This window comes from Dokdonia sp. PRO95 (assembly GCF_000355805.1).
Lineage (GTDB): Bacteria > Bacteroidota > Bacteroidia > Flavobacteriales > Flavobacteriaceae > Dokdonia.
In genome coordinates this window covers 1,772,088-1,796,198 of sequence record NZ_CM001837.1, presented here as the reverse complement: position 1 = coordinate 1,796,198, position 24,111 = coordinate 1,772,088, and the positions used below count along the sequence as shown (strand labels likewise).

Sequence of the window (24,111 nt, the reverse complement as noted above, 5' to 3'; positions counted from 1 at the left end):
CTATGGAAACTTTATTAGGTATAGATTACCCTACACTTTGGTTCCTCGTGGTAGGAGGTGTTTTTTCTGGATATGCCATACTAGATGGTTTTGATTTTGGAGCAGGTGCGTGGCATTTGTTTTTTAGAAAAGAACTTAGCAGGCGTATCGCTCTTAATGCGGTAGGACCTGTGTGGGATGGGAACGAAGTATGGCTGGTCATAGGTGGTGGGGCGCTCTTTGCAGGATTTCCCGTGATGTATGCTACTTTCTTTTCTGGTTTGTATATCCCTTTTATGCTCTTTTTAATGTTTATCATTTTTAGAGCAATTGCTATAGAATTTAGAAGTAAAGAAGAATGGTTATGGTGGCGCAAAATGTGGGATATATGCTACAGTGTGAGTAGCATCATGCTAGCGTTTTTACTAGGTGTCGTAATGGGCAACGTACTGCAAGGAATACCTATAGGTCCAGACCTAGAGTATGATGGAAGCCCATTTCTTGGCTTTTTAAATCCGTATGCAATCATTACAGGATTTACTACACTATTCTTGTTTATGACCCACGGAGCTATCTATTTACTACTCAAAACAGAAGGAAAGCTTTTTGATAAACTAGAAGGACTTCTTAAAAAGGCCATTATTCTTTTTATAGTGTTCTTTCTAATCACATCTTTATACACGCTTATTTACATACCTCATCTTTCTGATGATTTTAAAGCAAGTCCAGCTTTATTTATCATACCAATACTTACGTTTTTAAGTATTGCAAACATCCCAAGACTGGCTCACAAAAAGCGTTTTAAGATAGCCTTTTTCTTCTCTGCACTTACCATTTCTTTAATGATGGTGCTTGTGGCTATAGAGTTATACCCTACGCTGCTATACTCAACAATTGATCCGGCAAATAGTATTACTATTTACAATGCCGCATCTTCAGATAAGTCCTTAGGCATAAGCTTGACCATGGTTGCTATAGGGACTCCGCTGGTTCTTGGTTATACTTTCTTTGTGTATAAAACCTTTGCAGGTAAAGTAAAACTAGATGACCACAGTTATTAACAGCGTGTTTAAAAAAGCATAATCCTCACATTAAAAGCACACTAGACCTTCTAGTGTGCTTTCTTTATTACGATCATCTATTTGAGTAACCTAGGTTACAAATAAGCTTGCTTTAAAAGTGGATATTTGCATAAAATAATAACATGAATTGGATTTTCTCCCCGTGGCCTTGGTATGTATCAGGACCCATCATTGCTTTCATCATGTTTTTACTTATTATGGTAGGTAAGAATTTTGGAATGTCTTCTAACTTAAGAACAATGTGCACCATCTGCGGCGCAGGAAACAAAGCAGATTTCTTCAAATTTGACTGGAAACATCAACGATGGAATCTCACTGTGGTTCTAGGTGCGATTATAGGCGGTTATATAGGATCTCAATGGCTATCTACAGACGTTGCAGTAGCTATTAATCCAGATACAATAACAGACCTCAACAACCTAGGCTTTAATAGTGCGGGAAAAGCCTATTTACCTACAGAGATGTTTGATACAAGCGCATTACTTAGCTTTAAAAACTTAGCCTTATTAATTATAGGTGGATTTCTAGTGGGCTTCGGTGCTAGATATGCGGGTGGATGTACTTCTGGTCACGCCATTTCTGGTTTGAGTAATTTACAACTACCATCACTTATCGCCGTTATAGGATTTTTTATAGGCGGCCTGTTTATGATTCACGTACTATTCCCCTTTATATTTTAAAACATGAGAACACTTATATATTTATTAATCGGTATTCTCTTTGGAATAACCATGTTTAAATCTGAAGCTGCTTCGTGGTTTCGTATTTATGAAATGTTCAAGTTTGAGTCATTTCACATGTATGGAATTATAGGATCTGCGCTAGTGATAGGCATTATAGTAGTACAACTTATTAAACGTCTCAACATTAAATCATTTTATGGTGAGACGATTCATTTTCACCCTAAGGCAAAAAGCTTTAGTCGTTACATGATAGGTGGCATTTTATTTGGTTTAGGCTGGGCACTAGCAGGAGCTTGTCCAGGACCTATGTTCACCTTAATAGGAGCAGGTTACGTTCCTATTCTTGTAGTTATCGGAGCCTCGCTGTTGGGTACATTCGTATATGGACTATTAAAGGATAAACTACCTCATTAGAGGCTGTTTATCCTTTATGTATTTTGAGTGTTGTTGTTACGCTTTCGCGAAAGCGTAATTACTTAAAAAGATCTCTTATTTTGTAATGTGTACAATAGCATCTCCTTGATTTACTATCGGGGCATGATTGATACAGATAATATATCCTGAATTAGGTGCTTTTATATTTTTTTCAAAATCACCAAAAGGACCAGAAACGCTGGCAATTACATCCCCTTTTTCTACATAGGTTCCTGCTTTTACATGAGGTCTATACATTCCAGAATGACGAGCTCTTATCCAGAATGACTTCTCGATAATTATAGACTTTGCCTCTACCCTCCAGCTGTAGTCATCAGAAAGTTCTTCTGTAAAGTCACGCACACCTAGGTGTTGCATTACTTTTAATGCTCCAGTAACGCCAGCATCTGTAATATCGCTATCTATTGCAAGGGATTTTCCTCCTTCAAAAAGCAAGACTTTCTTACCTTTTTTTACACATGAATCTCTAAAAGATTTCTCCCTGTTTTTTGATTTAAGTATAAATGGCGCGCCAAAAGCTTTTGCAAGTTCTAGGGTCTCATCATCCTCATTAATTCTCACCTGCGGAGCATTAAAACGCTCTCTACCGCCTGTGTGAAAATCGATACAGTAATCCACATGCGGAATGATCTCTGTCATTAAATTATAAGCATATCTACTAGCAAGTGATCCTCTTATACTTCCTGGAAACACTCTATTGAGATCTCTTCCATCTGGAAACTCTCGCGTCTGATTAAGAAAACCAAAAACATTTACTACAGGAATACATATGATCGTCCCGTAAGTAGGCTTATTATATTTTTTTGAAACAATCTGCCTAACAATCTCTACTCCATTAACCTCATCACCGTGAATACCACCAGTAATAAGAATACATGGACCAGGCTTTGGTGCTCGCTCAATAATGATGGGCACCTCAATCTTTGTTCTAGTGTGAAGCTTTGCAATGTCAAGGTTTACTTGTAACCCTTTTCCTAAAGAAACAGCGTTCCCTAGTATTTCAATATCATTAGGCATTTCTCTCTACGTACTTTATAATGTAGTTTGCAATATTTTTTCCTGTTGCGGTCTCAATTCCTTCAAGACCTGGAGACGAATTTACTTCTAGTATTAACGGTCCACGAGAAGATTGTAAGAGATCTACTCCTGCAATTCCTAATCCCATTGCTTTTGCTGCTTTAAGCGCTGCATTTTCCTCTTCGTCTGTGAGTTCGATCACGTTTGCACTTCCGCCTCTGTGTAGGTTAGATCTAAACTCTCCTTCTTTACCTTGTCTTTTCATAGCACCCACTACTACTCCATCTACAATGAATACACGTATGTCTGCACCTCCAGCTTCTTTAATAAATTCTTGTGCAATTACTCTTGCTTGTAAACCATTAAAAGCTTCTAGTATAGACTCTGCAGAGTTCTTATTATCTGCTAGTACTACGCCTAGACCTTGCGTCCCCTCAAGTAATTTAATTACAAGTGGCGCTCCTCCTACTCCATCTACAACTTGACCAACATCCTTAGAGTAGTTTGTAAAAACTGTTTTAGGAAGTCCTAAACCAGCTCTTGATAATATCTGTAAACTTCTTAATTTATCACGTGATCTTACTAATGCTTGGGATTCTGTTGCAGAGAAAACCTTCATCATCTCAAACTGTCTCACCACTGCTGTACCAAAAAATGTTACAGAAGCCCCTATTCTCGGGATAACGCCATCAATATCTTTTATTTCCTCGCCCTTATAAACAATCGTAGGGTTTTTCTTTTCGATAACGAGGTTACACTTAGTGTGGTCAATAATGATCATCTCGTGACCTTTTTTCTCCCCTGCTTCGATAAGACGCCTTGTGGAATATAAATTTGGATTCTGTGATAGCACTACAATTCTCATAATGTGGATTTAGTTTCTTTTGTGGAGAAGATAATCTAATAAGTGGTTATTTAATATTATTTACAACAAATATTTATGTGCATTCTTGTAAAGCAAAAATCAACTTTACAATAGCTAAAGAGCGAGACATTTATCTTGTATCTAAAACAAAATACCACGCACAAAAAAAGCTCCACATTGCTGTGAAGCTTTTTTATAAGAGTCGTTACTTCTTAATCATAGCGGCGGGGATCTATGCCTAATCTTTATATCATCCCTCCAAACAGCATATGACAAGCCAAGAAAGCCACTACAGAAAGAATAATACCTACTAGAAAAATATTAAAAGATTTTCTTAATAGTTTAAATTTTCTATCCATCGTTTTACCTAAATGATACGTATCCTTTGCTATTGTTTTATAAAGCTCATCACCCTCATTCATCAATGAGGTAATATTCTCAACATACTCATTCTCCTCCATATCTTGAAAATTACCGTAAAACATTAAGTTACGGGCATTCCTATCTCCATGAATCAATTCTGGACGGGTTGCAAATATGGCATAAGCGATAGAAGACAAGTTTGTAATGAGAATGAGAACTACAGGATATATTAGGTGCGGGTCTGTGCTAAGCTGGCTCATGACAGTTCCTAATACTAAAGACAAAATAAGTGCATTGATAGAAATCAAAATATTTGATTTTGTATCAATCATTGTATTTAATGTATATTGATTTTTAGAAAGCAGTCTAAACAAAGTTTCTACCCCACGTTCTGAGCGTGGCTCTAGCTTTGCAAGCTTCTTTTTTAACTGCTTTAAGGCTTCCTTATCTATATTAAGCTCTGCCATTAAATATTTATCTTCTTCTTTTTTCTCTTTTTTATCGCTCATAATTACCTTTAAAAAATTACTCATCGCCTGAGACGCACTCTTAATTACTAATCAAAACAGCTGCGTACCTGTCAATTACAGTTACTTGATGTCAAATATAACAATGACTCTTAATATGAATACTAAGAGTTTATATTGCTAGTCATTTTTATATATCGCTTTTGCAAAAACACCTATTGAAAGTCCTTGAACGATTATAGAAAATAGCACTACTATATATGTAATATGCAGTATTAAGTCTTTTGATAACTCATCACTTAAACTTAGTGCTAGTGCAATAGATATACCGCCTCTCAATCCACCCCAAGTCAAAATTGCAATAGTTTTAATAGGCTTCTTCTCATCATGTTTAAGTAATGAGTACGGTAAAAACACAGAGCAAAACCGGGCAAAAAGAACAATTAAAATAGCCATTATTCCTAATATGAAGTAACTACTATTAAATTCTAATAAGTGAATAGCGAGCCCCATAAGGACAAATAAAATACCATTAAAGACCTCATCTAGTATTTCCCAGAAAGAATTGATTGCTTTTTGTATCGGGTTTTTATCTTCATTTATATGTATTTTATTTCCTATAAGTAACCCTGCTACTACCATAGCTAATGGCGCCGAGACATTCAATAAAAATGCGCCAGATGTTCCTCCCATGACTACAGCTAGGGTGATTATTACGGCTAGTTGTGGGTTTTCTTTTAATGAGTTGATACACTTCAATCCTAAAAATCCGATGAGAAGTCCATAAAGAATGCCTCCTACAGCTTCTTCTAGAAATAAGAGTCCAATCTCTGTGCCTATCTGGGCAGCACTATGATGCTCTGTAGCTGTGGCAATCAATAATATTCCAGAAAAAACGACAACGCCTATCCCATCGTTAAATAAAGATTCGCCTTCTATTTTTATACCTAAAGACTCTGCAATATTTGCCTTTTTGAGAATCGCCATTACAGCAATAGGATCAGTAGGTGATATCAACGCTCCAAATAAAAGTGCGTATAAAAAGGGTAGCTCTACATCAATTAATTGCGCACCAAAAAAGACAAGGCCTCCTACTAAGAAAGTGGATATGAGGACACCTAAGGTGGCAAATAATAAAATTGATTTCCTCTGTTCTTTAAGTGCTGCAAGATTAACATGTAATGCTCCTGCAAATAATAAAAAACTTAAAATCCCGTCGAGTAGAAGCGTTTTAAAATCTGCCTTAACGATAATATCACAAAAGAATTTGTAAAATTCTGGGAATATAGTTTCACTTAATGTTAATGGAATTATTAAAAGCAAGCTTAAAATCATTAACCCAATCGTTGTCGGTAATTTTAACCACTTGTAATTTATATAACTAAAAAGAGCCGCAATTGTAAATACAATACTAAAAGATTCAAACATATTACTTTGATTTTGTATTAATATACTTCCCTACAAACACTCCGATTACAATAGCTAGATAAAATTGGCCTATTATATTCATCACTAATGTTATAGACTGAGCAGGTGCTGTAAGTGGTGTGATATCACCATAACCAACTGTAGTAATGCTTATAAAACTAAAATAGTAAAAGCTATAACCAGAGTATCCCTCAATTAACCTAAATGAATCGCTATTTATTAAATCAATAGATTCAAAAAGAACCCCTCCTATTATACCTAGATAAAGGAATCCCAATAAAGGCCCTAAAATAAACTGTAGGTTTATCTCTTTTATGAGCAATAATTGTCTCACTAAAATGACACAAAAACAAGCAAATAATAAAAAGGAGGACACTAATCTATAAATTAATATCACTATCGAACCGTCATTAGACAGTTCTAACCATATAGCGAGCAATGTAAAAAAGCCAATGATATAGGTGATAGATTTGGCGAGCTTGTTAGTTGCCAGTAAGGAGCTCCCTATGATTAATAAGGTATAATTTATGACAGTAACATAAGCCGGGCTTATACCCGTAATTAGAATATGAAAAGGTGTTAAAAGAAAGTTGAACACACTTAATATAGCAATCAGGTATTTATAATTTGCTATTATGGAATTAAGCCTACTCATTTTATTTATAATTTATAAATTAACCCTTCTACTAGCAATCAACTTCAACTTAGACTCTTTTGCTATATTAATGATCTACTTCTAGTCCACTTTACAGATCAATAAGCTTTCTAAAACAATACCCTAAGTTATCAAACTCCTTACTTCATAAACCTGTTCTGATGTGTAGTGTCTATATTAAATTTACGTCTGTGATTACTTCTAATAGCGCAGGGCCATCATGATCATTAAGCTTCTTCATAGCTGGCAATAAATCCTCAAGTTTCTCAACGCGAATCCCGAGAGCACCACAGTTTTCTGCATATTTTGCAAAACTCGGATTTGTTAATGAGGTTTGCCATACATCAACCTCTGCCGCACGTTGCTCCTTTGATATTTTCCCTAGTTCTGAATTATTGAGTACAATGTGTTTAATATTCATATTATACTTTACTAAAGTATTTATTTCGGCTAGGTATTGACCTAAACCAGCATCACCAGACACAGACCATATAGGTCTCTTATCACCTTCTGCTGCCCAAGCACCCATGGCTGCTGGCAAAGCAAAACCTATAGAACCTAAATAACCAGACATTAATACAGACTGATTTGTAGGCTCAAAATACCTTCCAAATGAATACGTATTATTACCTACATCTACAGCTATTACTGCATTTTCTGGCGTAACTTTATTCATGGCATCAAATACAGAGATAGAACTAAGTCCATCGCCACAGTCTTGAAGGCGGCTTTCTTTTTCTTCACGCCATAGTCTCCAGCGCTCTTTTATTTCTCCACGTTGATCTACCGCCACAGTCATATTATTAGTCTGAGCCGTAATGATTTTCATTGTTTCTGAGATTTCTCCCCATAAAGCAACATCTACTTTATGATGTTTACTAAGAGCCATAGGGTCGTAATCAACTTGAATTATTGGCTTCTTTGGAGTGATACCCGTATGATTAGAAAAAGAAGCACCTAGCACAAATAACAAGTCACTTTCATTCATAAACCACGATGCTATAGGAGTACCACTTCTGCCTAAAACTCCACAACCTAAAGGGTGCTTATCTGCTATTAATCCTTTTGCTTTAAAAGTGGTGATGATTGGACAGTTTAACGCTTTCGCGAAAGCGGTAATAGCTTCCATTTCAAAACGTGCACCATGCCCCACTATAATTGCTGGTCTTTTTGCTTTTTTAAGTAGCTGTAGAGCCTTTTCAACCATCTCCTTCGGAGGGCTTATATTAAAAGGAGTAATTCTATCTTCTGGAGTTTGTGCCTTTGACCCTTCTGGTTTCTCTGTAAACGCTACCTCATCTGGAAAGGTTAAATGCACGACATCTCTCTTTACAAGAGACGTCTTTAAAGCAAGAGACATCAACTCACTATGATTAGAATTTAAATGCACTGCGTGATTAAATTGAGTCACACTTTCAAAAGCTTTTACAAGATCTACTTCTTGAAAAGCACCAGTCCCAACTACCTGAGTATTAATTTGCCCTGAAAGCGCTAGCAAGGGTACTCTATCCACCTTTGCATCCCACATTCCAGTATACATATTTGTCGCACCTGGACCTGCAATACCAAAACAAGCAGCAGGCTTACCTGTTAATTTTGCATATCCTGAGGCTGCAAAGGCTGCTGCACCTTCATGTCTGATTCCAAAATATTGCAACTTCCCTTTTTCCTCCTGCCTTCTCATTGCATCTGCCACAGCAAGATTACTATGCCCTACCATTCCAAAAACGGTATCTACACCCCAATTTACCATGGTCTCAATCATCACGTCAGATATGGTCTCTTTGTGTGGCTCCTCTTCTGGGATTGCAACATAAATAGCCTCACCCTCCTCCTTCACTTCAAAATTCTTTATTCCATCGTCAAAGCCTCCAGGAGAATTTCCCGTACAAGGATCATAGTCCCAGCCATGCCATGGACAACGCAGCATACCATTCTCAATAGACCCCTCACCTAGAGGTCCACCTTGATGTGGACAAGCATTATCTAATGCTGAAAATTTTCCTTTGTAATGCGTTAAACAGATACCTTGATGACCAGCAGTTACAGTCTGGACTCGTCCCTCAGGGAGCATTTTTCTATTGTCTAATACCTTGTACCACTTTTTCCCCTTTGAGTCCATAACTTGTGTATTTAATTCAACTTATTTTTAAATTGTTGTTGGCGTATTTTTACTGCTCTATAGGAATAAGTTATTAAAGACAGAATCCCTATTAATGCTAAAACAATAGCAAGAACACTAGTATATAATGAAGTTTTTTCTAAATCAAATAGCCCATTTATCACACTTGAGATCAATAGAAACCCTACTGCTGTATAAAGAAAAACCATAGCTGTATTTAACAATTTTAACTGCACAAGCTTTTTTGTAATCATCTTCTCTTGCTTGGACTGCTCAATCATTTGGTTAATCTCATTACTCAAAGCTACCATTAAGGTAGATGTAGAAAGAATAAGTAATCCCAAACCTGGAACTATCGTTATAGGTAGATACCAATTTTCCATAGAGTTAAATAACGTTTGGATTACTTAAATATACAAAGCGTTGTAGACGGCCATACATTTTATACGGCTTGTAATTGACTAATCACTTCTTTAAAAAACTTTACACCATCTGCCTCCACAATTCCCCTAGCATCGAGTATGGCTCCTTTAAAACCGTTAGATTTCCAATCACCTATGGTTAATGATTCTAATCCAGATGGATCTATAGCTTGACCTCCTTTGTAACCTGTGATGTATAAATAGTGATTTTCGCAAAGGCTATCTGGAATAGCTAGTCCTAAGCCCACTGTTATATGTAAATCTGGAATTAGGCTATAAATGCCAGTGTCAAAATGGTGTGGCCAGATTCTTATAGATGTATTAAGATTATAGTGAATATCTATTCTTTCTAGAATAAATTGAGCTAGAATACGTAGATGCATCATCTCACTCAAATCCTCAACATCAGACAACTTAAAAGTAAAATCATCATCAATAGAGTAAGGCAATTCATAATGGAATTTATACGAATATTCTTTGTTGATAAATTCACGAGAGTTACTAGAAATCCATTCTACAAGTCCTTTATGAGTAGCTCCATCTAAGTCTATTACTTTTGAAACTGCATCAGATCTCCATTCTAAACTAAAGTTTTTATAATTCAAAATGAGCTTATCATTAGCATCAGACAGCGAGTGCGTCTCAAGGATAGCTTCCTCTGGGTTAAATCCTAGGTTTGTATGACTATCGTCTTCTTTTTTAGGCAAAAAACTTATTCCTGCTGCGGCTAGATATTGAGAAGCGATGTGTAATTGTTTTTCTATAGTGTCCATAATGTATCTTATTAAATTCCAGCATAATTAATTCCAGTCAAGAAATGTATATCTCTATCATATGTAGAAAGGTCATCTTGATTAAACTTTTCAATATTGTCATACCCACAAGCTCTCGCTACGACCTTAATTAAATTGTTTGTAGCTTCAAAGTAGTTCTGTAACTGCTTTGCCGATGAGTCAATAATTAAACGACTACGCAAAGATTCCTTTTGTGTAGCGATCCCTACTGGACAATTATTGCTTCCGCAGGCACGCATTCCTAAACACCCAATAGCTTGTAATGCAGAGTTTGAAACTGCTATTGCATCTGCTCCTAGCATTAATGCTTTGGCAAAATCTTCTGCTACGCGTAAACCTCCTGTAATTATAAGGGTTACATCTTTTGCTCCTACTTTATCTAGATAAGTACGTGCTCTAGCAAGTGCTGGTATGGTAGGGACATTAATATGATCTCTTAATACTTTAGGTGCAGAGCCTGTACCTCCTCCTCTACCGTCTAGAATGATATAGTCTACCCCTACATCTAGAGCAAACTGGATATCCTTTTCTATATGACTAGCTGCAATTTTAAATCCTATAGGGATACCTCCTGTGCGTTCTCTTACCGCTTTCGCGAAAGCTTTAAAATCTTCAACACCGTGAAAATCTGGAAATGTCGCTGGTGATATTGCTGTCTCTCCTTCTTTTAACCCTCTCACCTCAGCAATTTCTTTACTTACTTTGCTACCTGGCAGGTGTCCTCCCGTACCAGTTTTGGCACCTTGCCCAGCTTTAAAGTGAAAAGCTTGAACGTTATCTAGTTTATCCCAAGAGAATCCAAATTTCGCGGAAGCGAGCTCATAAAAATATTTTGAATTATTAGCTTGCTCTTCTGGTAACATCCCTCCTTCTCCAGAACAAATACCTGTTCCTGCTAGTTGAGCACCTTTAGATAAAGCTACTTTTGCTTCACGAGATAGTGCACCAAAGCTCATATCACTTACAAATAATGGTATATCAAGGATTAACGGCTTCTTTGCCTTTGCTCCTATAACGACTTTAGTAGCAACCGCATCTTCATCTAATAAGGGTCTTGAGGCTAGTTGCGCAGGTAAAAACTGAATATGATCCCATTTAGGAAGTGTGTTTCTATCTACACCCATCGATGCAGAAAACCCGTGATGACCTACATTCTTTAGTCCATTTTTTGCAAGTTCTTTTATATAACCCGTATAAGGTTCTGTGTCTTCTGGATGGGTATCTGCATAGGCTCCTAGATATTCATCTCTATTAAAAGGTTGTGGATTCTTTTTGAGATATGCATCTATCTCAAAAGCATCTACCAGAAGCTTCCCATCTTCTATTTTAGTAGAAAATTTATGTAGCACCTCACTATTATTATATTCTGAAACACCCGAGTCTACGCGATAATCCCATCCGTGAACTCCACAAATTAAATTATCGCCATCTACGTGACCGTCAGACATTAAAGCTCCTCTATGATGACACCTTCCATACAGAACAGAAATTTCTTCATCAAACTTCACAATCACTAAATCTAATCCATTAACGAGTGCGTGCTCTGGTTCTTTATTCTTTAAGCTATCTACTTGAATTATTGCTACAGGTTGTTTCATATTTGATATAATTTTTGAAGTTTAATATTAAAAGACAAAGCCTAAGGAAAACACAATCCTTCCACCATCTGTACTTGAGTAATACCCTAGATTAGTAGTAAATGTTTCTAAGCCACTTACCCAAAAGGAGCCACCAACGCTATTATGCCATTTATCTGAATTATCGTTTTCTACCCATACTCTCCCGTAGTCAAAACCTCCAGTTACACCATACTTAAGTGGTATAAAACTGGTTTTAAATTTACCTAACAGCAATCTCAAGTCTGTATTTTGATATACTGAGTACTTACCAATAAAACGTTCTTTTCTAAACCCTCGCAGACTGTGATTACCGCCTAAAGAAGCCCCGTGGTAAAACTCAAAATTATCACCAAGAATAGCTTCTCCACCTATCTTTGTTGCTAGTACAAGACTGGCACTTTTGTTTAATCTATGATCTATTGCTATGTGAGGACGTACATATCCAAAATTATTGTCGATGTCTTCTCCATCAATATTAGCTTTATAACCTGCCGTGATACTCGCATCTAATCCTAATGTAGGGTAAGCGATATCATCCTTGTTTTTAAAACTGTAATTAACTTCTGCACCTGCATAGGTTTGTTTTTCAAAAACTGAAGCCGTCGCAGGTAGAAAGTTTATGAATCTATCTTCTACATTTTCTACTTCAAAAGATTCTATTAAAGGTTTGAAGTAAAACGAACCTCCATCTCTACCATTCCAAATCAAGGAAATAGCTACATTCCATTCTTTTATACTTACCCTATTAAAATCAATCTCCACTTCATCTTTATCATAAAGCGTTTCATTCCCAAAACCAAAAAAGTTTTGTGCAAAATTTGGACTCGTATATTTCCCCTCTACTCCAAAATTCCAGTTATGAAATATATTTGCAAACTCTCCTTTATAAGAAACATCATAACCGGAATTACCAGTATAATATGAAGCACTCACCGAATGCTTTGTAGTAAATGGATTGCGCTGAATCCCATATGTTGTAAAGTTATTCACAAAACCTATACGTAATCCATCGTCAGGGTTTGCGCCTATGATGGGCAAAAATTGATTAATACTATATTTACGTTTTTTATAATCGTAGTTATTTATCTCATAATCATCTACTAGCCATTTTTTTGACTTGTTATTAACGATGGTATTATTCTTCCCTTTATAATCATAGAGTTTCACTTTTTTTGTATTCTCAAAATTATAAATGTCATTTTTCTTTCCTCCTAAAACCTTTATAGTGATGTGATTGTTTCCTTCTCCTGTTACGTTGAAGGTATCATTACCATCTAAACCATAAATCCAAATTTCTTTAGTTTCATCTTTATTAAATATTCTTTCAAAGATTTCTAGGTCTTTTCTTTGAGCGGTAATTTTAGTTTGCCCGTTTGGAAGCCTTGTGATATCAAAGACATCATCTTTCTGTGTTCCAGTAATAACTTCGTGTTTGTTTACATAATCATAGTATCTGCGAGCGATATCTATAATATTACCTCTTCTTCCTCTAAGACTTTTCTTAATTTCTTCAATTGTTTGACCTTCAACTTCTGCTGGTAGATTTTGGAATGCATTTTCTATTACCTCATCTGTTAATCCAGTTTGTAAGGTTATTGCTTCTCTTTCCCAATCTTCCCAATTAGATTGATTAATAAAAGTCATATCTAATGGGTATGGCTCAAAACTAAACCACTTAGGGCTTGGTAATTCCTCATCAAACGACTGCATCATACGTAAGCTCGGAACTGCACAACGCAAAAATCCCAATATACTTCCATCAAAAACTGAAAACGCTTGGTCTCTGTCTCTTGGAATAGGTTTACATATTTCCGAACCGTCTTCATTTTCAAAAAGTGCCCAACGCCATTGATCTTCGTGCCTGTCCCAGTCGCCTATGAGCATATCAAAAAGTCTTGCTCTAATGTATGATGGTTCATCTACTATAGACTTTCCCGTTTTATTTATTTCTAAGAGTACGTCGCTTGTGCTTAAAATATCTTTTGGCTTTCCAAAACTTTCTAAGTCTTTATGTCCAGATTCTACGCGTTCTTCAATAAGATACAATTCATCACCATACTCGTCATTATACTCACCTAAATCTCGTTGTTTAGGTATATAGTACAACTCTGGGTTAGTATGGAAAATATTTACAGCATCTGCGAGAGTTCCTATAGTTGTAGGAGTGTAAGGATGAGCAGTTGTATAAAAATCTAAGAGAAATTTGTCTGCAAAACTTCCTTCTAGTTCTTCTTCTACATATTTGTCTTGAAACGCAGTAGATTGTAAAAACTTAATCGCGCTTTTCTTTAGAGCTCGCATTACATATTCTTTTCCGTCTTTAGTCTCTAGTCGCAGCGATTTAGACTGGTGGCCACCTCCTCGCCTTACAGGAGTGAGCCCTCCTTTTAAGGTATCTATAAAAGCTACTTTAGCATTTACTGATTTACTATAGTATTCTCTATAATGGTCTCCCCAAAGCCCTTTGTACAGTTTGCTTTTTTCGGTTTCTTCTAACGTATATACAGATGAGCTAAACGTATTATTAAAGCTACTTCTTTCTTTATAATTAACGATTTCTTCCTTCTCTGCCTCCATGATTGTAGCTGAGAATGGCGTTGAGATACCTTGAAAAGAAACTTTTACAGTACCGTTTTTAAAAACATCAATTCGTGCATAGCCATTTTCGCTTGAAGCGAAATCTTTATCACCTTTTACAGATGCCTTTCTTGTTTTACCTGCGGCTCCACTTATTATTTGAGGAACTCCATATTTATTAATGTATTGTAAATTTTTATCGTGTCCAGAAACAAAGAAAATATCCTTTGTCTGCCTTGCAAGAGTGACTAGACGATTCCTAAATTTTCTGTTTTGCTTGTTTTGAAAATCGTGTAGAGAAGTCCCACCTGTTCTAGCTATTAATCCTTCATTAGTATTTGAAAAAACAGGATGATGCATTGCTACCATTATTGTTTTTCCTTGCGACTTTTTAAGCATACTCTCAAAAGCTAGAAAAAACTCTGTCCTGTTTTTAATATCACAATCTTCGTTTAGATAGATATGCTCATTCCAGTCTTCTAGATACCATTGTGAGTCTACAGTTATTAGAACGACGTTGTCAGTAATATTTACCTTTTTAATGGGGCAACCTTTATCTGGATAGAATTTTGACTTACTATTTTCTTGAATAAACGCTTCTATCTTTCTCACATCTCTGTGCCCATTAGCGGCCCATTCGTTCTGACCTGGAGTAAAAATCACTTTACCATTAAATAATTCTAATATTTCTAGTTGCGATGCTATTTCTGCACTAGCTCCTTTTGTAAAACCATTGTCAGATACTGCATTACCAAGTATGAGTAATTGTGAATCACTCAATGTTTTGGCTTCATTATTTATTTTAGTTAAAACAGCTTGATCGTCTGTATTTCCTGTATTTGCAGTTACAAATATGGAAGTCTCTAATTGTTGTGCAGTAGCAAAATAGCTTACTAATAGTAACGCACATAATAGAGGTGATTTTTTTAGATGGAAAGTTTTCATATTAGTGGTCATTCTTAGATTTTAAATAAAAAATTCTTAAACCAATTATGCTACTAAATAGCACTAAGGAATAGTAACACATAGGTGTCCCTGATTCTGTTTTTGGGCACTCAGCTTCTCCTAGGTATTGCATTATAGATGCGATGAAGGCTATGCCAAAAGCTAATCCTGCAAATAGAAAATACAATACATTCCATTTTTTAAGAAGATGTGCTACAAGTGGTACTAAAAAACATACTAGTACTACAATGCACATCGGTATGTACAGTATTTTTGGACAACTATCACCAGTGGCGAGTTCATCAATCACGAGAGTTCCCGCTCCATACAGCCCTATAATTAAGAGTACAACAATTAAATAGTATGTGATTTTTGTACTCATTATTTCTTGTTTACAATTTTACAAGTAGGACACTCAGTACCTTTTACAGTACTCTTAAGTTTGATTCCATTCATATGAGTTACAATGAAATCCTGTACAAACGCATAACTAGCAGTGTGGTTGTTTACATTTATTTGGACGTCATTATACTTTTCTCTTATAAGATTATCATACTCCTGATCACCCCAACAATTTGGACAGTACCCTATCGATAGATCAGATACAGCTTTAACCTTATCTCCAAATAATTCTTTTATAAAATTCATCTTGATATTGTATTATTCTTGAGTATCTAAAACTTCTTCGGTATCCTGACTATCTCTAATTAAAGACTTTAAGTCAACAATGCTATTAATTTTTGGATTTGCAACATTAACCTCCTTATCATTTGATAAGCGTACATTAATATTTAAAACGGTAGTTTCTGCACCTAGTCCAAATTGAATTAATGATGTTTGATCACTAGCTAAGCCTTCTCCAGTAACTAACCAATCTGTTAATTTCTTTGTAGGCGTCGTTACAGTTATTTTAGCACCTTGCGCATTAATTGTCTCGCCTAGATCTACCTGTAGGTAATTATTTGTGCCACCCTCATTTAAATAAGCAAGCGCAGGAGAATCGATATTTACCCAAATCATATCCAAATAGCCATCTTGATTAAAATCACTTACTAATGATGTAATCGCATAGTGAGGATTTACAAGTTTACTTTCTTTCTCAGTAGGAGCAAATGTTCCATCTTCTTTTTGAATAAGGACTCTACTAGGTAGTTTAAAAAGTTTATTAGGAGCTAGGTCTACATAGTTCTCTGCAACCATAAGATCCTGAAGACCATCGTTATTAAGATCTGCAAAGGTACAACCCCATGAAAATTCATAGTCTGCTATTTTAGCCTCCTCTGCTGTATCTGTAAATTTAAAATCTCCATCATTTCTAAATAAAATCCACTTCTCATTAAACAATGAAGCGTCTTTTATGTCTCCCTTTGCAAGTACTCTAGGTAAAGTACTACCAGTATTTGAAAACATGAAATCAACTAATCCATCATTATTATAATCACCTACCGCTAATCCCATAGGATAAGCAAACTTCTTAGTGAGCGGATTAGGCTTCATCGTAAAAGTTAAATCTCCATTGTTCCTATAAGTTCTAGCCTCTCCTGTATCATGGACCACAACTAAGTCTAACCACGTATCATCATCAATATCTACTAATACTCCTTGAAAAGTATTATGAATGTAATCTAGACCGGCAGCTTTGGTAATACTTACAAACGTATCATCGCCATTATTAAGTAAGAGCTCGCTAGTAGCACCGTAGGTATAATCCTCAAATATGGTTTGCCCCTCCATCAATTCCTTTTTAAGGTATGTGGCAAGAAAAATATCTAAATCACCATCTTTATCAATATCACCGACAGTAATTCCAGCTGGGTTAGATTTGGCATTCATAGGAGTGTCAATAATTTTTTCAGTGAATTTGCCATTCGTATTATAGTAAATACGGAGGCCATCCTCCCTACCTAAAATAATATCTGCAAACCCATTATTATCAAAATCTGCAGAGACAACACCAACAGTAGTGGTGGTCTTACCCTTTGTAGGTAAATTGATCTCTTCAGAAATATTTACAAATTCGTTATTTCTGAAGGCAAAAATCGCATCCTCTTGATTCATCCCACCTCCAAAGAAGACCTCATCTACATTATCATTGTCAATATCAATTAATGCTGATGGAGCAATAGGCAATGATTTATCACCATTATATTGATGATTAAAGTCTATAGAGATTGGAGTGAATGTTGGTATTTTTTCTTCTGAGATTGTAATATCATACTTATCTGAAACTGAATCTCTCCAAAAAAAACCTAAAACCAAAATGATTAAAAGAAGAATAATGACGCCAAGTGTTTTAAGTATTTTTTTAAGCATTTTGATGGTTGTTAGTAAGGTTTTTTAATTGAATAAGAGAAAGCGTGAAGAGCATGAAATGAGTTACATTCATTAAAATAGGTAACATGTGTGCTCCTAAAGATGGAATAATTTTACCTATAATTACTAATAATATGAGAATCGCTATAGGGCTAAAGAAAGCCATCCATTTTTTATAGTAGGTTCCACCTTTAAGGATCGCCACAATGAAGGCAATAGATAATACTGCTATAACTATACGGAGTATTTTGACCAGCACTTCCATGTGGCCTGTATAATGATCTAAGAGGGTTGTGTAGGTAGTAGCGTCTATACTATTTTTTAGATGCACTACATTACCTATTGATGCTCGAGAACCTATCCAAACACCTCCTACTGCAAATGCAATAAAACCTATCACTAGAACCACTCGAGCTAACATCTCACTACCAGATTTAAGCATTCTATATATGTGTATATAACCCGCAAAATAAAATGGTAATCCTATAATTGCTATATAATGTCCCATCGATAGATTACCTAAAGACACGTATTTGAAAAATTCATAGTCTTTTGAATGTTCTAAAATATCAGGAGAGTAATGCAAAAGATACTCACCCAGCCCAACAAGGAGCGAAGCGAAAAGGCCTAAATAGCCTAAAAATTTGGTTAGTTTCATCTAATTTTCAATCAGTTAGTTTGGTTTATGTCGACATATGTTAAAATTCCTTTCATAAATTGAAAAAATTTGTTAATTATTATATAGAGTAGCTAATAGCTTTCATTCACAAATCATAGAACTTGAGAATATTTTGTCCTTTAAATGGTAATCAACCATTACCTGTTCAAGTAAGAACTTATACGTTTGCAGAACCACTGTGCACTACGTTAAAAATTGAAATCTCTATAGTAAGCTAGAATCACTCAACACAATTGTTCAAATAGTCTCTTTAAACCTCATCAAGGTTCTGAGATGCTTTTGAAATGAATTCCATATTATAATTTATAAAGCCTTCTTTTCTCATGGAACTCAATACATTGCTAACAGTTTGCCTAGAAGTATTTGTGAGGTTTGCAATATCCTTGTGTCTTAAAAGGTTCTTGTCGTGTAAACGACCAGATACTTCAGCCTCTCCAAATTCTTCTAGATAATCTGATATAAACTCCTTAATTCTTGTTGTACTGTCTTTGTATAACAAATCATGTAGTCGTCGTTCAAGTTTTTGAATACGTAAGCCATAGATTTTGAGAAGTCCATTTTTAAGGGATTTGTGCTTATCCATAAGCGATTCCATCTCATTGGATTCTATATAACATATAACACAGCTTTCTAACGCATAAGCAATTTCTTCACTTGCAGCTGCCTTATCATATAAAGCAAGCTCCCCAAAGACATTTCCCCTTTTAACTATGTACTTAGCAGTGTTGCTCGTTTTATCTACAATTTTGACACTTCCCTTTTTTAAGAAAAAAACACTATTCTTATGCTCATCTCTAAGTTCGATGCGCTTACCTTTTTCTATAGTATCCATTTCAAGAATCTCGCACATTTTCATCATGTTGATCATTCCGAGCTTCTTAAAGAGATTAAAACCCTCTAAAAACCAGTATTTTGTGATTGTCTTCAAATATTAATCATTTAGGTTACACAACAATAGTAGTAAAATAGTTTAGGGTTTGGACGACTTATTTTGAGGATACTTACTTCAGGCGACACTTTAGAGTAATCAACTAGAATGTGAAAACTTTTATTTAAGAAAACTGTCTAAATGCTAAAGAATAGCAAAAAAGCATGCTGCAGCAGCATTATGAAGTAGAGGGAATATACTGTAGGTACAGTAGGAAACTAGAGGAAATAAAAAAAGCTCCACATTGCTGTGAAGCTTTTTACTTAGTAGCGGGAACTGGACTCGAACCAGTGACCTTCGGGTTATGAGCCCGACGAGCTGCCTACTGCTCTATCCCGCGATATATGCTCCAGTAACACGTTTCTTGATTAGGCCATCAGTACTGCGTTAATTGGAGTGCAAATATACAACAAACTTTTCCTTATTACCAAATCACAAAGGGCATATTTAACAAGAAATCACAAACTTTTTTCTCAGCCATTACTGCATATTATATTTAACCTATGAATAAAAAAACAAGAACGATTCTCATCTCGCTGGCAATCTTAATACTAGCACTTTTTACAGCTCAACTTTTAATAAATCGTGCAGTAAAAAATAAAGCAGAATTTTTTCTAAAAAATCGACTTCCTGATCATTTTACCGTCACTTATAAAGACATAAATCTTAAAAGTCTATCTGGAACTATCACTATTATAGATCCAGAAGTGCATATTCAGAACAAAACGGATACTATAACGCACACAATTGTTAAGGCAAACTCATTTACAATTGAAGATGTGAGCTACTGGAGCTATCTAGTTCGTAAAGAAATTAGAATAGAAGATATAAAACTCAACGATGCAGCAATTACTTACAGCAAGCATAAATTCAAGAAATCAACAGACACGGTAAGAAAACCTCTTGCCAAAGTTTTTAAACCCATTCTGGTTGAAGAATTAAGTATAGATAATGCTTCCTTGAAGATTTATGATGGAACGAAAGATTCAATATCCGTTAGCGTAGCAGATATAACTTTAGAAATAGACGACATTTATATAGATAGTAAGACGTTAACCAGAAAGCTACCTCTAGATTACTCCGACTACAATGCTAAAGGTTCTGATATATCTCTAAAAGTAGGCAACTACGAACGACTCACTCTTGACGATTTTACCATAACTGATAGAAAAGGACGTTTCAACAATATCACACTGAATACAAAATACAGTAAGGCTGACCTCTCGAATGTAATCCCAGCGGAAAGAGATCATTTTAATCTAGAAATAGCAGTCATTGAAATAGACAATCCCACTTTTGGATTTGAAAATAGTGAGTTATTTGCAGGAGCTAACTCAATTACCATTAGCAAGCCTACTTTAGATGTTTATAGAGACAAGCTAGTTACTGATGATAATAGTTACAAGCCTCTTTATAGTAAAATGCTCAGGGATGCTCCTATTAACCTCCTAGTAGATGATGTTACTATTAAAGATGGCAGTATTGTTTATCAAGAAAAATTAAAGGATGAAGATCAAGGAGGGCGCATTGAATTTTCTGCTCTTAATGCATCTATAAACAAACTAGGAAACACATATCCCGCTGGCGATAAAACAGCCTTAAAACTCACCGCTACTTTTATGGATAACACTCCTATTGAAGTGGATTGGTCTTTTGATGTAAACGATTATAGTGATCAGTTTCTATTTCAAGGTAGCATAGGCAAATTAGAAGGAGAGCAAATGAATCAATTTACGGCTCCTAATCTCAATGCAAAACTTACTGGAGAAACGCACCATACCTACTTTACCATAGGCGGTAATGCTAGCAAGTCTAGCATTGATATGCGTATGAAATATGATGATTTTGAGATTGAAATAATGCGTAAAAAAGGGAAAGGCATTAACAAGTTATTATCTAAGGTTATAAACCTATTTATCAAAGAAGATAGTAATGATAAACCTACAGATTTTAGAGAAGGCTCTGGTGAGACAGAAAGAGATACAACTAAGTCATTCTTCAATTATCTTTGGCTTAACCTCAAGTCTGGTTTGATAAAAACGCTCGCAGGAAAAGGGTAATTCTTACTTTTTCATAACCCAGCACAAAGCATCTACACGTTTTTTTGATGGGTAAGCCTTCACATCTGAGGTCATTAATAAATCCTTGAGACGCACTACTCGGCGTATCCACGATCTCTTAGATACGATCACTAATCGATTAATACGCTTTGCATAAGAGATATCAAAAAAAGTATGGTCAATAAATGCTCTTATCTCAATCTCATCCACATCGTCATCTTCAAGATAGATATTGATTTTATCGTGACTCTCAAGCTTTTTCTCTATCGCCGCCTTCACTTGATTAACACCATCTTGCGCTATTTTGTTTTCATAAACAAAGCCTAGAGTGTCATCTGCGATATTAAGTTCTATAATCATGAAGAATTTATTAATAGAAAGATAAATCTTTTATGAATGGAAAAGTAAAACGTATTGTAAGAAAATAGTCTATTGTTCAATGTCTATAGCAGAGAATGAGGTTAAAGTTCCATCGTCAAAACCTACTTGTAGTTCAATAGGATTACAACACACCTCACAATCTTCTACATAAACACTACTTACAGATGGATCTAAGAGCATAGAAATCTCTTCCCAACAGTATGGGCATTGAAAAAAATGTTCGTACATGATGATCTAATTTATATAGGAGTACGCTTTCGCGAAAGCGCCACCTACGTATTAATAATCTACATTAAGTAATTGACCTGTGAGCTGTAATAATTGTATCTCTGCTAGCTTTGCGGTATACTTTGCTGCGTTCTTGGTAGTTTGCGCATTAAGGAGATTTAACTGCGCCTGACGAAATTCTATACTTGTGATTTGACCTAATTTAAACCGCTCCTCAGACCTATCAAAGTTTGCTTTACTCGTAATTACATTCTGTTCTTGTAAGTTATAAATTGCAAGTGCATTATAATAGTTGCCTTTTGCATTTGAAATATCACGTTCTACTTGTTGCTTAAGTTGCTCTTTAATATACTCTTGGCTGTCAAGTGCTATTTTAGCATTCTTAATGCCAACTATAGTACTACCTCCATCAAATAAATTCCATCGTAAGGTTGCTCCCGTTTGAAAACCAGTAGATGTACTTGAAGCAAGAAAGTTAGTCGCAGGAAAATTCCCTTCATTCCATCCATAGCTTCCTGTTATTCCTACTGTAGGAAGTAAAAGTGATTTAGCCTGCTTTATCTGGTAATCACTAATGATTATATTTTGTTCTGATTGTAAAAGCGAAATGTTATTTACAGTCCCTTCATTAATATACTCTTCTATGCTTATAGGGTTTATAAAAGCAACTGTAGTATCTGCCACCTTCAGGTCTTCAAGTTCTCTTGCGAGCACCACATTAAGATCACGCTGTGCGTTGCGCAGCTGCTGTCTTGCATTAAGAATATTTGTACTATCTGTTACAATATCTACTTGCGCGTTAAGGATTTCAAGCTTGTTTACTTGCCCGTAATCAAATTGATATTGTGCTCTAAGCTCACGCTCTTTTGATATTTCAAGTGCATTTTCTAGCACACCCAGATTCTCCTCGACACGCGCAACTTCATAATATACTGTAAATAGCTGCACCATCACATTTTCAATTGTCTCTCTAGCCTGTAGCTTAGATAAACCATATTGCTCCTTGAGAGTCTTGTAGTTATAATACCTCCCTAAGCCATCAAAAAGTGTATAATCTAGATTTACAGACGCGTTGTATCTTGTCGTCTCTGCTCCATTTACAGATCTTGATGTACCATCTTGAAAAGTAGCTTCTTGATTGTCTACATTATAATTTATACCCGCTGTAGTGCTTATCGTAGGTAAATATCCTGTATTTAAAATTCCTGTATTATTTTCGGCAACTGCCACTTGATTATTGGCAAGTAGAATCCCAAAATTATTCTCAAGCATAGTACGTACCGCCTCTTCCTTAGTAAGCAATGAGGTTGGAGTTTCTTGAGAGTACGCTTTCGCGAAAGCGAACAATAAAAGAAATACTGCTATATTTTGTACTGAAAGTTTCATTATTGATTCCTTAAAATGTTATGCAATAGCGCTTCCATAGTGAGTTTTTGAACTAAATTGTGCGGGGAGCTACGCATAATCTCAATCTCACCTGCACTTAAAATAAGCTCATCTTCACCTTCTTCTTCTAGCTTTAAATCTGCTGTATTAAATGTATGCTCGCCTTTTACATCACCCTTCTTAATTCTTACAGTGTCTCGATGTTGCACTAGTAAAAACTTATTGTAATCTAAAAAACGGTTAATCCCTCCTAGCATCTTAAACCCAATGAGTCCCAGACTTATCATGAATGCGTAGGTAAATAGTTTTGTGAGCGTAAATTCATTACTTCCAGTAAAAATAGCAAGTAACAACCAGCAATGAATGAGTCCCACAAGTGATAAAATCACTCCTACAACAACTGCTGCTATGTCCATTAACTTTGCTCCAGAAGCTCTACGTATGGTGATAGTATCCGTTTGCTCATCCATAACATAAATGAATCCTATGTCCTTTAAATAGTCTAGATTATTAATTGCAACTTCTTTTTGTGCGATTTGCGACTGCAACGCGTCTGTAGGTACCGCTATAGAACGTTTGTTTATCTCTCTAAGCAAGTTAAGCTTCGCCTCGTACGTAAGTTTATCGCTTTGCTCTAGCACTGCTAGTATCTCACGTTGTGTATGATTTTTATACAAATTCAT

At 35.7% G+C, this 24,111-nt stretch carries 23 protein-coding genes and 1 tRNA gene; 4 read left to right on the top strand and 20 right to left on the bottom strand.

Features of this window, described 5'->3' with window-relative positions; all coding sequences use genetic code 11:
• The first annotated feature begins 2 nt into the window (after positions 1–2).
• The 3 genes from cydB (at position 3) to D017_RS07945 (ending at position 2,158) form a co-directional block, all read left to right on the top strand.
• On the top strand, positions 3–1,040 hold the full coding sequence (cydB, locus tag D017_RS07955; RefSeq protein WP_035335786.1) for a cytochrome d ubiquinol oxidase subunit II: 1,038 nt from the start codon (positions 3–5) through the stop codon (positions 1,038–1,040).
• A gap of 143 nt (positions 1,041–1,183) precedes the next feature.
• Positions 1,184–1,741, top strand: a complete 558-nt coding sequence (locus tag D017_RS07950) for a YeeE/YedE thiosulfate transporter family protein (protein WP_035335785.1) — start codon at positions 1,184–1,186, stop codon at positions 1,739–1,741.
• Between the two features lie 3 nt (positions 1,742–1,744).
• Positions 1,745–2,158: a DUF6691 family protein gene (locus D017_RS07945; protein ID WP_035335784.1), complete on the top strand. Its 414-nt coding sequence runs from the start codon at positions 1,745–1,747 to the stop codon at positions 2,156–2,158.
• A 75-nt stretch (positions 2,159–2,233) separates the two neighbouring features.
• Here the strand turns inward: D017_RS07945 and D017_RS07940 are convergent, their stop codons facing one another.
• The 16 genes from D017_RS07940 to D017_RS07865 form a co-directional block, all read right to left on the bottom strand.
• Complete coding sequence (locus D017_RS07940; RefSeq protein ID WP_035335783.1) at positions 2,234–3,196, bottom strand: succinylglutamate desuccinylase/aspartoacylase family protein; 963 nt, start codon at positions 3,194–3,196, stop codon at positions 2,234–2,236.
• Positions 3,189–4,061, bottom strand: a complete 873-nt coding sequence (rimK, locus tag D017_RS07935) for a 30S ribosomal protein S6--L-glutamate ligase (RefSeq protein ID WP_035335782.1) — start codon at positions 4,059–4,061, stop codon at positions 3,189–3,191. Before rimK ends, D017_RS07940 begins: the two co-directional genes overlap by 8 nt.
• 245 nt (positions 4,062–4,306) lie before the next feature.
• The gene (locus D017_RS07930) at positions 4,307–4,933 is read right to left on the bottom strand and encodes a Pycsar system effector family protein (RefSeq protein ID WP_152023877.1); all 627 of its coding nucleotides are present in this window, start codon (positions 4,931–4,933) and stop codon (positions 4,307–4,309) included.
• Between the two features lie 138 nt (positions 4,934–5,071).
• On the bottom strand, positions 5,072–6,319 hold the full coding sequence (locus tag D017_RS07925) for a sodium:proton antiporter (protein WP_035335780.1): 1,248 nt from the start codon (positions 6,317–6,319) through the stop codon (positions 5,072–5,074).
• Position 6,320: 1 nt separating this feature from the next.
• Positions 6,321–6,974, bottom strand: coding sequence for a potassium channel family protein (locus tag D017_RS07920; protein ID WP_035335779.1), 654 nt, complete (start codon positions 6,972–6,974; stop codon positions 6,321–6,323).
• A 172-nt stretch (positions 6,975–7,146) separates the two neighbouring features.
• On the bottom strand, positions 7,147–9,096 hold the full coding sequence (locus D017_RS07915) for a thiamine pyrophosphate-binding protein (RefSeq protein WP_035335777.1): 1,950 nt from the start codon (positions 9,094–9,096) through the stop codon (positions 7,147–7,149).
• A gap of 11 nt (positions 9,097–9,107) precedes the next feature.
• Positions 9,108–9,479, bottom strand: a complete 372-nt coding sequence (locus tag D017_RS07910; RefSeq protein WP_035335776.1) for a hypothetical protein — start codon at positions 9,477–9,479, stop codon at positions 9,108–9,110.
• Positions 9,480–9,538: 59 nt separating this feature from the next.
• Complete coding sequence (locus D017_RS07905; RefSeq protein WP_035335775.1) at positions 9,539–10,291, bottom strand: hypothetical protein; 753 nt, start codon at positions 10,289–10,291, stop codon at positions 9,539–9,541.
• Between the two features lie 11 nt (positions 10,292–10,302).
• On the bottom strand, positions 10,303–11,910 hold the full coding sequence (locus tag D017_RS07900; protein ID WP_035335774.1) for a glutamate synthase-related protein: 1,608 nt from the start codon (positions 11,908–11,910) through the stop codon (positions 10,303–10,305).
• A 27-nt stretch (positions 11,911–11,937) separates the two neighbouring features.
• Positions 11,938–15,453: a hypothetical protein gene (locus D017_RS07895; RefSeq protein WP_035335772.1), complete on the bottom strand. Its 3,516-nt coding sequence runs from the start codon at positions 15,451–15,453 to the stop codon at positions 11,938–11,940.
• Position 15,454: 1 nt separating this feature from the next.
• Positions 15,455–15,835 carry a hypothetical protein gene (locus D017_RS07890; protein WP_035335771.1) on the bottom strand — a complete coding sequence of 127 codons (381 nt, stop codon included), beginning with the start codon at positions 15,833–15,835 and terminating at the stop codon, positions 15,455–15,457.
• Positions 15,835–16,101, bottom strand: a complete 267-nt coding sequence (locus D017_RS07885; protein ID WP_035335770.1) for a hypothetical protein — start codon at positions 16,099–16,101, stop codon at positions 15,835–15,837. Before D017_RS07885 ends, D017_RS07890 begins: the two co-directional genes overlap by 1 nt.
• Positions 16,102–16,113: 12 nt before the next feature.
• Entirely contained in the window at positions 16,114–17,766 is a 1,653-nt protein-coding gene (locus D017_RS07880) for a CRTAC1 family protein (RefSeq protein ID WP_152023876.1), read from the bottom strand.
• Positions 17,759–18,424: a DUF6796 family protein gene (locus D017_RS07875; RefSeq protein WP_035335769.1), complete on the bottom strand. Its 666-nt coding sequence runs from the start codon at positions 18,422–18,424 to the stop codon at positions 17,759–17,761. Before D017_RS07875 ends, D017_RS07880 begins: the two co-directional genes overlap by 8 nt.
• A 271-nt stretch (positions 18,425–18,695) precedes the next feature.
• Positions 18,696–19,373 (bottom strand): Crp/Fnr family transcriptional regulator, encoded by a 678-nt coding sequence (locus tag D017_RS07870; RefSeq protein ID WP_081804661.1) that lies wholly within the window; start codon positions 19,371–19,373, stop codon positions 18,696–18,698.
• Between the two features lie 267 nt (positions 19,374–19,640).
• Positions 19,641–19,713: transfer RNA gene (locus D017_RS07865), tRNA-Met, on the bottom strand.
• A gap of 163 nt (positions 19,714–19,876) precedes the next feature.
• On the opposite strand from D017_RS07865, the gene D017_RS07860 reads away from it, so the two are divergent.
• Entirely contained in the window at positions 19,877–21,433 is a 1,557-nt protein-coding gene (locus D017_RS07860) for a hypothetical protein (RefSeq protein ID WP_035335767.1), read from the top strand.
• A 3-nt stretch (positions 21,434–21,436) separates the two neighbouring features.
• Here the strand turns inward: D017_RS07860 and D017_RS07855 are convergent, their stop codons facing one another.
• The 4 genes from D017_RS07855 to D017_RS07840 all read right to left on the bottom strand — a co-directional run bounded on the left by D017_RS07855 (position 21,437) and on the right by D017_RS07840 (position 24,111).
• On the bottom strand, positions 21,437–21,793 hold the full coding sequence (locus tag D017_RS07855; RefSeq protein WP_035335766.1) for an STAS/SEC14 domain-containing protein: 357 nt from the start codon (positions 21,791–21,793) through the stop codon (positions 21,437–21,439).
• 69 nt (positions 21,794–21,862) lie between these two features.
• On the bottom strand, positions 21,863–22,042 hold the full coding sequence (locus tag D017_RS07850; RefSeq protein WP_035335765.1) for a CPXCG motif-containing cysteine-rich protein: 180 nt from the start codon (positions 22,040–22,042) through the stop codon (positions 21,863–21,865).
• Positions 22,043–22,093: 51 nt separating this feature from the next.
• On the bottom strand, positions 22,094–23,428 hold the full coding sequence (locus D017_RS07845; protein ID WP_035335764.1) for a TolC family protein: 1,335 nt from the start codon (positions 23,426–23,428) through the stop codon (positions 22,094–22,096).
• Complete coding sequence (locus D017_RS07840; RefSeq protein WP_035335763.1) at positions 23,428–24,111, bottom strand: hypothetical protein; 684 nt, start codon at positions 24,109–24,111, stop codon at positions 23,428–23,430. The genes D017_RS07845 and D017_RS07840 overlap by 1 nt, the downstream gene beginning before the upstream one ends.

What these genes read in the sequence shown, in the direction of transcription:
- D017_RS07900 (WP_035335774.1), bottom strand. Translation starts at nt 11,910, where the DNA reads ATGAAACAACCTGTAGCAATAATTCAAGTAGATAGCTTAAAGAATAAA.
- D017_RS07910 (WP_035335776.1), bottom strand. Translation starts at nt 9,479, where the DNA reads ATGGAAAATTGGTATCTACCTATAACGATAGTTCCAGGTTTGGGATTA.
- D017_RS07945 (WP_035335784.1), top strand. Translation starts at nt 1,745, where the DNA reads ATGAGAACACTTATATATTTATTAATCGGTATTCTCTTTGGAATAACC.
- D017_RS07840 (WP_035335763.1), bottom strand. Translation starts at nt 24,111, where the DNA reads ATGAATTTGTATAAAAATCATACACAACGTGAGATACTAGCAGTGCTA.
- D017_RS07915 (WP_035335777.1), bottom strand. Translation starts at nt 9,096, where the DNA reads ATGGACTCAAAGGGGAAAAAGTGGTACAAGGTATTAGACAATAGAAAA.
- D017_RS07905 (WP_035335775.1), bottom strand. Translation starts at nt 10,291, where the DNA reads ATGGACACTATAGAAAAACAATTACACATCGCTTCTCAATATCTAGCC.
- D017_RS07845 (WP_035335764.1), bottom strand. Translation starts at nt 23,428, where the DNA reads ATGAAACTTTCAGTACAAAATATAGCAGTATTTCTTTTATTGTTCGCT.
- D017_RS07895 (WP_035335772.1), bottom strand. Translation starts at nt 15,453, where the DNA reads ATGAAAACTTTCCATCTAAAAAAATCACCTCTATTATGTGCGTTACTA.
- D017_RS07930 (WP_152023877.1), bottom strand. Translation starts at nt 4,933, where the DNA reads ATGAGCGATAAAAAAGAGAAAAAAGAAGAAGATAAATATTTAATGGCA.
- rimK (WP_035335782.1), bottom strand. Translation starts at nt 4,061, where the DNA reads ATGAGAATTGTAGTGCTATCACAGAATCCAAATTTATATTCCACAAGG.
- D017_RS07880 (WP_152023876.1), bottom strand. Translation starts at nt 17,766, where the DNA reads ATGCTTAAAAAAATACTTAAAACACTTGGCGTCATTATTCTTCTTTTA.
- D017_RS07940 (WP_035335783.1), bottom strand. Translation starts at nt 3,196, where the DNA reads ATGCCTAATGATATTGAAATACTAGGGAACGCTGTTTCTTTAGGAAAA.
- cydB (WP_035335786.1), top strand. Translation starts at nt 3, where the DNA reads ATGGAAACTTTATTAGGTATAGATTACCCTACACTTTGGTTCCTCGTG.
- D017_RS07850 (WP_035335765.1), bottom strand. Translation starts at nt 22,042, where the DNA reads ATGTACGAACATTTTTTTCAATGCCCATACTGTTGGGAAGAGATTTCT.
- D017_RS07875 (WP_035335769.1), bottom strand. Translation starts at nt 18,424, where the DNA reads ATGAAACTAACCAAATTTTTAGGCTATTTAGGCCTTTTCGCTTCGCTC.
- D017_RS07890 (WP_035335771.1), bottom strand. Translation starts at nt 15,835, where the DNA reads ATGAGTACAAAAATCACATACTATTTAATTGTTGTACTCTTAATTATA.
- D017_RS07950 (WP_035335785.1), top strand. Translation starts at nt 1,184, where the DNA reads ATGAATTGGATTTTCTCCCCGTGGCCTTGGTATGTATCAGGACCCATC.
- D017_RS07920 (WP_035335779.1), bottom strand. Translation starts at nt 6,974, where the DNA reads ATGAGTAGGCTTAATTCCATAATAGCAAATTATAAATACCTGATTGCT.
- D017_RS07885 (WP_035335770.1), bottom strand. Translation starts at nt 16,101, where the DNA reads ATGAATTTTATAAAAGAATTATTTGGAGATAAGGTTAAAGCTGTATCT.
- D017_RS07925 (WP_035335780.1), bottom strand. Translation starts at nt 6,319, where the DNA reads ATGTTTGAATCTTTTAGTATTGTATTTACAATTGCGGCTCTTTTTAGT.
- D017_RS07855 (WP_035335766.1), bottom strand. Translation starts at nt 21,793, where the DNA reads ATGATTATAGAACTTAATATCGCAGATGACACTCTAGGCTTTGTTTAT.
- D017_RS07860 (WP_035335767.1), top strand. Translation starts at nt 19,877, where the DNA reads ATGAATAAAAAAACAAGAACGATTCTCATCTCGCTGGCAATCTTAATA.